Here is an 8,931-nt window from a genome sequence, read left to right on the forward strand (position 1 = left end):
CAAGCATGGCCCGCCATGACAGGCAAGTATTTTGCCTGACTGGAATCGACGTTCAGCGCGCGGCGCGAAAATGCTTCGACAATTTCAGGCCCTGCGCCTGGTAGTTGGAGCCGAGATCGGTGCCATAGAGCGCCTGTGGCCGTTTCAGCATGTGTTCGTAGACCAGCCGGCCGACGATCTGGCCATGATCGAGAATGAACGGCACTTCATGGCTGCGCACTTCGAGCACCGCCCGGCTGCCGGTACCGCCAGCCGCCGAGTGACCGAAGCCTGGATCGAAGAAACCGGCGTAGTGAACGCGAAACTCGCCGACCAATGGATCGAAGGGTGTCATCTCAGCGGCGTAAAGCGGGGGCACATGCACCGCCTCCTGGCTGACCAGGATGTAGAACTCGTCCGGGTCGAGCACCAATTCGCCGGCGCCGCTCTTGTGGATCGGCTCCCAGAAATCGACGACCTCCTGTGCTGCGCGCTTGTCGACGTCGACGAGGCCGGTGTGATGCTTGCCGCGATAGCCGACCAGCCCGCTTTGATCGCCTTTGAGGTCGATCGACAGCGCGATGCCGCCGCCGGAGATGTTCGGCGGCTCGGTGGCGACAAGCATCTCGGCGCGATGCAACTCGCTCAGTTCGGCCTCCGACAAGAGCGCGTTGCCGGTGCGGAAGCGTATCTGCGACAGGCGCGAGCCAGTGCGCGCAACGATCGGGAAGGTGCGCGGGCTGACTTCGAGGTACAGCGGGCCATGGTAGCCGGCGGCGATCTTGTCGAACTCGTGGCCGCGGTCGGTCATGACACGGGTGAAGATGTCTAGCCGTCCGGTCGAGCTCTTCGGATTGGCCGAGGCGGAAATCTTCGCCGGCAGCGCCAGGGTTTCGAGCAGGGGCACGATATAGACGCAGCCGGTTTCCAGCACGGCGCCGTCGGCGAGGCTGATCTCGTGCAGCTTCAACCGGTCGAGTTTTTCCGACACCTTGTGGTTGGGCCCGGGCAGGAAAGAAGCGCGCACCCGCCAGGCCTTGTCGCCAAGCCTCAGATCGAGGCTGGCCGGCTGGATCTGGTCGGCATCGAGCGCGCGCGGCGACTTCAGCGCGCCGGACTGGAACAGCGCCGAAATGTCCTGATCGGGAAGAATGCCTGTCTGCCGCAAAGGCCGCCTGCTCCAAGACCGGGCGATTTCTTGTCGCAGATCCCTGCCGCAAAACCGTGGAACGCTTCTGCCGAACCTGCTTGGTACAACTCTCTTAATGAAGCCGACAATTGACGCAAGCGTGGCGCGGGTCTAAAGGGTCGTTATCCCGTGGTGATTTGGCCGGTCGGCTTGCAGCCACGTTAAACAAGTCGCTAAAGGACCGTCGGGCCGCGAGGCCGTATGGACCGGTTGCGACTTTCGCGGCCGGTTTTTTTGTGTCTGGAACAAAACAATGAGCACCAAGAAGCGTAACTGGAAACCTCAGACCGCACTCGTGCACGGCGGAACCCTGCGTTCCGGCTTCGGCGAAACCTCCGAGGCGATGTACCTGACCCAAGGTTATGTCTATGAAACGGCGCAGGCCGCCGAAGCTCGCTTCAAGGGCGAGGAACCGGGCTTCATCTATTCGCGCTACGCCAATCCGACCGTCGACATGTTCGAGAAGCGCATGTGCGCGCTGGAAGGCGCGGAGGATGCACGCGCCACGGCCTCCGGCATGGCGGCGGTGACGGCGGCGCTCCTGTGCAGCGCCAAGGCTGGCGACCACATCGTGGCGGCGCGCGCGCTGTTCGGCTCCTGCCGCTGGGTGGTCGAGACGCTGGCACCGCGGTACGGCATCGAGGCCACGCTGGTCGACGGCACCGACATCGCCAACTGGGAAAAGGCGGTCAGGCCCAACACCAAGCTGTTCTTCCTGGAAAGCCCGACCAACCCGACGCTGGAAGTCGTCGACATCGCCGCCGTCGCCGCGCTTGCCAATTCGATCGGCGCGCGGCTTGTCGTCGACAATGTCTTTGCCACGCCCTTGCAGCAGAAGCCACTGCAGCTCGGCGCGCACATCGTCGTTTATTCGGCGACCAAACACATTGACGGCCAGGGCCGCTGTCTGGGCGGCGTGATCCTGTCGGACAAGAAGTGGATCGATGAGAATTTGCACGATTATTTCCGCCACACAGGTCCGAGCCTGTCCCCCTTCAATGCCTGGACGCTGTTGAAAGGCCTGGAGACGCTGCCCCTGCGCGTGCGCCAGCAGACGGAGAGCGCCGGCAAGATCGCCGATTTCCTGGCCGAGCAGCCGCAGATTGCCCGCGTCATCTATCCCGGCCGCGCCGACCATCCGCAGGCCGATATCGTCAGGAAGCAGATGTCGGGCGGCTCGACGCTGATCTGCCTCGAGGTCAAGGGCGGCAAGCAGGCGGCCTTCGCCTTGCAGAACGCGCTGGACATCGTGCTGATCTCCAACAATCTCGGCGACGCCAAGAGCCTGATCACCCATCCAGCGACAACGACGCACAAGAATTTGAGCGACGAGGCGCGGGCCGAACTCGGCATCGGGCCGGGTACGCTCAGGCTGTCGGTCGGCCTGGAAGATAGCGACGATCTTCTGGAAGACATCGCACAGGCGTTGAAGGCCGCAATATAGGATCGGCCCAGGTAGCGCGCCTGGCTGCCATCAGGCACTCGACGGCGTCTCTTCCAGTTCGGCGGCCTTGGTGCCAATGGTCATCGCGTTGCCGCGCCAGTCGACGGCGCCGCCAAGCCAGCCGCGCGCCCACATCCCCGGCACGATCATGTCGCGCATCATCATAGCCGCGATCATGCGCGGCGACAGGTGCCAGCCCTTGCCCCAAGCCAGGGCGCATTCCGGAAGATAGAAGGCCGCCAGCACGGCGACGAAGGTCAGCGGCAGGCTGAAACCGGCACTCGCCGCCGCTACCAGCGCAAGCACCAGCGGCACCGCGGCGCCGGTCAGGATTTCGGGCGCGAAGAAGAGCGGGAAGGTGACGCGGCGCAGTCGCGCCCAACGGGCCTGGCGCGACCAGATCTCGCCAAGCGTGCGCCGGCCGAGCGGCTGCTCGAACGGCGAGGAAACGAGATTGACGCGCAAGCCGAGGCCGTTCACCAGTTTGGTCGCGGCGGCGTCCTCGGCGATCTCAGCCGCCAGCGCGCGGATGCCGCCATTGGCGTCGAGCATCGGCTTGTTCCAGAGCATGCTCTTGCCCTGCGCGAAGCCAAGGCCGAGCGCCTCGCCGGCATATTGCCAGCGGGCCTGCAGCGTGTTGAGGAAGGCGCATTCGACATCGGCCCAGAACCCGTCGGGCCGGGAGCCGATCGGCGTCGAGCAGACAAGACCGGTTTCCGGCCCCCATGCCGCCAGCAGATGCTGGACGTAATCCCTCGGCATCAGCACGTTGGAATCGGCAAGGATAACCCAGTCGTGGCGCGCCGCCTCCCATCCCTTGACGCAATTGTTGAGCTTGGGATTGGCGCTGACGCGGTCATTGCCGATCAGCAAGCGGGCGGGCACGGCGGGAAAGCGGGCGGTGGCGGCGCGGATCAGTTTGACCACCGGATCGTCGGCATGGGCGACACAGAAGATCAGTTCGTAGCGTGGCCAGTCGAGCGAGAAAGCGCGTTGCAGCGTCTCGCGCGTAAACGGCTCGACGCCGCGCGAAGGCACGACGATCGACACCGGCATCGGCTTGCCGGTCGGCGGTGCCATGATGTGGCGTCGCCTCAGGCGCGAGGCGGCGAGCACGATGCTGGCGATGTTCAAGACAATGAGAGCAGTAGAAAGCGATGCGGCTATGAGAGCGAGTTCCATCGAGATCCGGTCACTCCACAAAAACCGGCCCGCGCAGGGCCGTTTTCGACAGTTCGACAGAGCGCCCGAGTCGCCCGGCGGTGGTTGGCGCACACCATCATTGTCATGTGTCACTTAAATGACATTGTTTGTCGGCACCTGCCCCCTCAGGGTTGGCGACAAAGGCCGCGCTCCGTTGACCGAACCGCGGAGAGCGCCGAAAGTTCCGCCTGGATTGTTTGGAGCCGCTCATGTATCGCGCCGTCACGCGCCAGATCGAAGTGCAGGTCAGGCCATTTTACCTCGAGGATCGCTCGGATCCTTCGGAGAACCGCTATGTCTGGGGCTACCACATAACGATCGACAACCAGTCGGACGAGTTCGTGCAACTGTTGTCGCGCTATTGGCACATCACCGACGGCACCGGCCGGGTCGAGGAGGTGCGCGGCCCCGGCGTGGTCGGCGATCAGCCCGAGCTCAATCCCGGCGACAGCTATCAATACACGTCCGGCTGCCCGCTCCCGACGCCGTCAGGTATCATGGTCGGGCACTACACGATGCGCAACAAGCGCGGGGAGACGTTCGACGTCGCCATCCCCGCTTTCTCGCTGGACCTGCCGGGCAAGCGGCGGACGGTGAATTAACGGTTGGCGAAGGCTCCGACGACAGCGTTTTTCTCCCGTCATTAACGGCGAGAAATGTCCGGCAGGACAATGAGAGGCAGCATCGGACCGCGGGGGCATCTCCAATGCACAACCGCGCCTGCGGACGCGAGACAATCGCCCAAAAACCAGCGCCGCCCCTCATCCACCCTCCGGGCACCTTCTCCCCGCAGAACGGGGAGAAGGAAGGTGCTTATTGAGCCGCGAATTCCGCGGGGTCGAAATCGTACTGCGTCGAGCAGAACTCGCAGGCGACATGGATGCCGCCATCTTCGGTGCTATCCTTGATCTCCTGCGCCGAAAAGCCCTCGAGGATGCCACGGATCTTGTCCCTGGAGCATGAGCATTGATCGGTGACGGGGACGCCGCCGAAGACGCGTACGCCATGTTCGTGGAACAGACGATAGAGCAGCCGCTCGGCGCCGATCGTCGGATCGATCAGTTCGGTCGGCTCGATGGTGCCGAGCAAGGCCAGCAATTCCTGCCAGGAATTGTCGGCTGGGTCGTGGATCTCGTCGCGCGGATCGCCGTCGCCGCCCGGCAGGTCCGGAATGCGCATGCGCTCGGGCGACTGCGGCAGGAACTGAGCCAGGATGCCGCCGGCGCGCCACTGTTCGCGCGCGCCGCCGACGCTTGGCGTCAACAACTTGGCGACCGAGAGCCTGATATCCGTCGGGATCTGTTCCGATTGGCGGAAATAGGTGCGTGCCGCGTCTTCCAGCGTTTCGCCGTCGAGTTGGACGATACCCTGGTAACGCTGCGTATGAGCACCCTGATCAATGGTCAGTGCCAGCACGCCGCTGCCGAGCAGCGTCTGCTGAGACGTTTCGCCGGCTGCGACCAACGCCTCTAGCCGGTCGGCGTCGAAACGCGCATAGGCCCGCAGCGCCGAGGGCGTCGAGAAATCCGCGACCAGCATGTCGACTGGCCCGTCGGTGCGGGTCTGCAGGATGAACTTGCCCTCGAACTTGAGCGAGGTACCGAGCAGTACCGTCAGAACACAGGCTTCCGCCAGCAGCCGGGCGACCGGCTCGGGGTAGTCGTGACGGCCGAGAATGGCATCGAGCATCGGCCCGAGTTGGACGGTACGGCCGCGCACGTCGAGCGGACCGACCTCGAAGGGCACGACGTGGTCGTCGCCGGCATAGCCGAACTCGCCGAGTTTGGGATGATGTTCAGTCACTTGATAAGTTTCCAACATGACAAGGCTCCAGGGCGCGGCCATGCCGCCCTCTCGGGAGCATGCGACGAAACGCGCTTGATTTGCGTGATGCGGCGCAGATAGGCATCGCACTCGCGCAGATCAAGCTCGCAGACACTTCAGGCGCCAAGACACTTCAACCGCCAAGACACTTCAAGCGCCAAGACACCAGGCAAGCACGGCCTTCTGCGCATGGAGCCGGTTCTCGACCTCGTCGAAGACCACCGAATGTGGGCCATCGATGACCTCGTCGGTCACTTCCTCGCCGCGATGCGCCGGCAAACAATGCATGAACAGCGCGTCCGGCTTTGCCTTGGCCATCAGTTTGGCATTGACCTGATAAGGCGAGAACACGTTGTGGCCGCGGGCGCGGTGCTCCTGGCCCATCGACACCCAGCAGTCGGTGACGATGCAGTCGGCCTGGTCGACGGCTTCCTCGGGCGAGCGGGTGAATGAGAGCTTGCCGCCATGCGCCTGCGACCAGTCGACATGCTTCTGTGCCGGCTCGCTGCCTTCTGGCACGGCGACGTTGAGGTTGAAGCGGAACCGCGCCGAGGCCTCGAGCAGCGAATGCAGCACATTGTTGCCGTCGCCGGTCCAGGCGATGGTCTTGCCGGCAACCGGGCCGCGATGCTCCTCGAAGGTCATGATATCGGCCATCAGCTGGCAGGGATGGGTGTCGTCAGTCAGCCCGTTGATGACCGGAACGGTGGCGTTCTCGGTGAGTTCGAGCAGCCGCTCATGCGAGGTGGTGCGGATCATGATCGCGTCGACGTAGCGCGACAGCACCTTGGCAGTGTCGGCAATGGTCTCGGAGCGGCCGAGCTGCATTTCGGTGCCGGTCAGCATGATGGTCTCGCCGCCAAGCTGGCGCATGCCGACGTCGAAGGAGACCCGTGTGCGCGTCGACGGCTTGTCGAAGATCATGGCCAGCACCTTGCCTTCGAGCGGCTTGGTCCGCTCGCCGGCCTTTAGACGTGCCTTTCGCACCACGGCATCGTCCAGCATGAAGCGCAGGTCGCCTTCGGAAACAGCGGAAAGATCGGTGAAGTGACGAGGGCTCATCGGCATGTTTCCGGGATTACTTCGCGGCGGCGGAGGCGATCGCCTCCGCCAGGCCCTTGGCGCTGGCGCGGATGCGGTTGAGAGCTTCGTGGATCTCGGCGTCGGTGACCGTGAGCGGCGGCAGCAGGCGAATGACATTGTCGCCGGCCGGGACAGCCAACAGATGCTGGTCGCGCAGCGCCATGTTCACCTTGGTGTTGGGCATGGCGCATTTAAGGCCGAGCATCAGCCCGCTGCCCCTGATGTCCTCGATGATTTCGGGAAACTCGTCGGCGACAGACGCCAACCCCTGCTTCATCAGCAACGCCTTGCGCTGGACGTCTTCCAGGAAGCCGTCTTCCAGCACCACGTCGAGAACGGCGTTGCCGACCGCCATGGCCAGCGGATTGCCGCCGAAAGTGGTGCCATGCACGCCTGCGGTCATGCCGACAGCCGCTTCGTCGGTGGCAAGGCAGGCGCCCATCGGGAAGCCGCCGCCAATGCCCTTGGCAATCGCCATGATGTCGGGCGTGACGCCGGACCATTCATGCGCGAACAGTTTTCCGGTGCGGCCGATGCCGCACTGGACCTCGTCGTAGATCAACAACAGGCCGTGCTGGTCGCAGAGCTGACGCAGCCGCTTCAGCGATTGCGTCGGCACCGGGCGGATACCGCCCTCACCCTGAACCGGTTCGATAAGGATCGCGGCGGTTTCCGGATTGATCGCCTTCTCGGCCGCGTCGATGTCGTCGAAGCCGACCTGGTCGAAGCCCTCGACCTTGGGTCCGAACCCCTCGAGATATTTATACTGGCCGCCGGCCGCGATGGTCGCCAGCGTGCGGCCATGGAAGGCGCCTTCAAAGGTGATGACGCGGAAACGCTCGGGATTTCCCTTGACGAAATGATAGCGCCGCGCCGTCTTGATCGCGCATTCCAGGGCCTCTGCGCCGGAATTGGTGAAGAACACCTTGTCCGCGAAGGTGACCTCGGCCAGCCGCTCGCCAAGCCGGCTCTGCCCCGGAATCTCATAGAGGTTGGAGACATGCCACAGCTTTGCCGCCTGCTCGGTGAGCGCGGCGACCAGATGCGGATGGCTGTGGCCGAGCGAATTGACCGCGATGCCGCCGGCGAAATCGAGATATCGCTCGCCCTTGTCGGTAATCAGCCATGTGCCTTCCCCGTGGTCGAAGGCCAGGGGTGCCCGAGAAAAGGTCTCGTAAAGCGCCGAACCGCTCATTATATGCGTCTCCGGTACCGGAAAATCAAAAAGCCGCCAAAGCGGCGGCCTTTGCGGCTTATCGGGTTTTTCGGCCATGAAGTCAACGAAAACGTCGCGTAGTGCCACGCGGCAAGCCCTCCGACGAGACGCCGGGTCATAAGCGACCGGGCAAGTTGGGGAAAACCGAAAAAACTGATTCGTGTTGCGCCCGGGACTCTTGTCACCGAGTCAGCGCATAAGGTAATTGTAGTCGGGAAATAACTAGATTTCGTGCGGCGGACCTAATCACCAGATATATGTGGTGTCTGCCCCAGCAGTGGTGCTGGGTCGGGAATGGATTCCGAGTGCCGCACGCTTAGCAGGAGCGCGGTCTCATGAACTGGACTGACGAGCGGGTCGAACTTCTCAGGAAACTGTGGTCGGAGGGTCTGAGCGCAAGCCAGATTGCTGCCCAACTTGGTGGGGTCAGCCGCAATGCCGTCATCGGCAAGGTGCACAGGCTGAAGCTGTCGGGTCGCGGCCGCGCAACGGCGAGCCCCGCGCGCCAGAAGAAGGCGACGCAAGGATCGACCGTTCAGAAATCGGTGGCGCGGGCGGCAAGTGCCACACGCCACGTCACGACATCGATCGGCGCGACGGCCCTGCAGACGCAGTTCGACGCCGAACCGGTGGCGCGCCACTATATCCGCCCGGTCGAGAATGTCGTGGTGCCGATCTCGCGGCACCTGCAGCTCGTCGAGCTGACCGAACGGACCTGCAAATGGCCGAACGGCGATCCGCTTTCCGAGGACTTCAACTTCTGCGGCAACGAAGCCGCCGAGACCGGCCCCTACTGCAAATACCACGCCCGCGTGGCGTTCCAGCCAGCGGCGGAGCGGCGGCGCAATCGATAGGAAATAAGGGAATAGGGCAGTAGGGCAGTATGTGTGCAGAAAGCCGCGCTCACGAGATGCCATCCTACTGCCCTACTGCCCTACTGCCCTACTGCCCTACTGCCCTACTGCCCTACTGCCCTACTGCCCTACTGCCCTA

At 63.7% G+C, this 8,931-nt stretch carries 8 protein-coding genes and 1 riboswitch; of the genes, 3 read left to right on the top strand and 5 right to left on the bottom strand.

From position 1 onward, the window contains the following. Positions 1–52: 52 nt before the first annotated feature. Entirely contained in the window at positions 53–1,147 is a 1,095-nt protein-coding gene (locus tag NKJ26_RS25920) for a 2'-deoxycytidine 5'-triphosphate deaminase (protein WP_352607807.1), read from the bottom strand. 140 nt (positions 1,148–1,287) lie between these two features. Next, positions 1,288–1,365, top strand: a riboswitch (SAM riboswitch). A gap of 56 nt (positions 1,366–1,421) precedes the next feature. Between NKJ26_RS25920 and NKJ26_RS25925 the strand changes: the two genes are divergently transcribed. Beyond that, complete coding sequence (locus tag NKJ26_RS25925) at positions 1,422–2,612, top strand: O-succinylhomoserine sulfhydrylase (protein ID WP_352607809.1); 1,191 nt, start codon at positions 1,422–1,424, stop codon at positions 2,610–2,612. 30 nt (positions 2,613–2,642) lie between these two features. Here NKJ26_RS25925 and NKJ26_RS25930 read toward each other — a convergent pair whose 3' ends face one another. Further along, positions 2,643–3,794, bottom strand: coding sequence for a ceramide glucosyltransferase (locus NKJ26_RS25930; RefSeq protein WP_352607812.1), 1,152 nt, complete (start codon positions 3,792–3,794; stop codon positions 2,643–2,645). A gap of 230 nt (positions 3,795–4,024) precedes the next feature. Between NKJ26_RS25930 and apaG the strand changes: the two genes are divergently transcribed. Continuing rightward, positions 4,025–4,417 carry a Co2+/Mg2+ efflux facilitator ApaG/CorD gene (gene apaG, locus NKJ26_RS25935; RefSeq protein WP_352607815.1) on the top strand — a complete coding sequence of 131 codons (393 nt, stop codon included), beginning with the start codon at positions 4,025–4,027 and terminating at the stop codon, positions 4,415–4,417. Positions 4,418–4,628: 211 nt separating this feature from the next. On the opposite strand, the gene NKJ26_RS25940 is transcribed toward apaG, so the two are convergent. The 3 genes from NKJ26_RS25940 to NKJ26_RS25950 all read right to left on the bottom strand — a co-directional run bounded on the left by NKJ26_RS25940 (position 4,629) and on the right by NKJ26_RS25950 (position 7,917). After that, positions 4,629–5,660, bottom strand: coding sequence for an Hsp33 family molecular chaperone (locus NKJ26_RS25940; protein ID WP_352607817.1), 1,032 nt, complete (start codon positions 5,658–5,660; stop codon positions 4,629–4,631). Between the two features lie 129 nt (positions 5,661–5,789). Then, a complete protein-coding gene (gene argF, locus NKJ26_RS25945; protein WP_352607819.1) occupies positions 5,790–6,701 on the bottom strand; it encodes an ornithine carbamoyltransferase in 912 nt (303 codons plus the stop codon). Between the two features lie 16 nt (positions 6,702–6,717). After that, positions 6,718–7,917 (bottom strand): aspartate aminotransferase family protein, encoded by a 1,200-nt coding sequence (locus NKJ26_RS25950; protein WP_352698073.1) that lies wholly within the window; start codon positions 7,915–7,917, stop codon positions 6,718–6,720. A 356-nt stretch (positions 7,918–8,273) separates the two neighbouring features. On the opposite strand from NKJ26_RS25950, the gene NKJ26_RS25955 reads away from it, so the two are divergent. Further along, complete coding sequence (locus tag NKJ26_RS25955; RefSeq protein WP_352607824.1) at positions 8,274–8,792, top strand: GcrA family cell cycle regulator; 519 nt, start codon at positions 8,274–8,276, stop codon at positions 8,790–8,792. The last annotated feature ends 139 nt before the right edge of the window (positions 8,793–8,931 follow it).

Origin of the sequence: Mesorhizobium sp. M0152, assembly GCF_040322415.1 — a bacterium.
In the GTDB taxonomy this organism is placed as follows: domain Bacteria; phylum Pseudomonadota; class Alphaproteobacteria; order Rhizobiales; family Rhizobiaceae; genus Mesorhizobium.

What these genes read in the sequence shown, in the direction of transcription:
- NKJ26_RS25925 (WP_352607809.1), top strand. Translation starts at nt 1,422, where the DNA reads ATGAGCACCAAGAAGCGTAACTGGAAACCTCAGACCGCACTCGTGCAC.
- NKJ26_RS25930 (WP_352607812.1), bottom strand. Translation starts at nt 3,794, where the DNA reads ATGGAACTCGCTCTCATAGCCGCATCGCTTTCTACTGCTCTCATTGTC.
- apaG (WP_352607815.1), top strand. Translation starts at nt 4,025, where the DNA reads ATGTATCGCGCCGTCACGCGCCAGATCGAAGTGCAGGTCAGGCCATTT.
- NKJ26_RS25940 (WP_352607817.1), bottom strand. Translation starts at nt 5,660, where the DNA reads ATGGCCGCGCCCTGGAGCCTTGTCATGTTGGAAACTTATCAAGTGACT.
- argF (WP_352607819.1), bottom strand. Translation starts at nt 6,701, where the DNA reads ATGAGCCCTCGTCACTTCACCGATCTTTCCGCTGTTTCCGAAGGCGAC.
- NKJ26_RS25950 (WP_352698073.1), bottom strand. Translation starts at nt 7,917, where the DNA reads ATGAGCGGTTCGGCGCTTTACGAGACCTTTTCTCGGGCACCCCTGGCC.
- NKJ26_RS25955 (WP_352607824.1), top strand. Translation starts at nt 8,274, where the DNA reads ATGAACTGGACTGACGAGCGGGTCGAACTTCTCAGGAAACTGTGGTCG.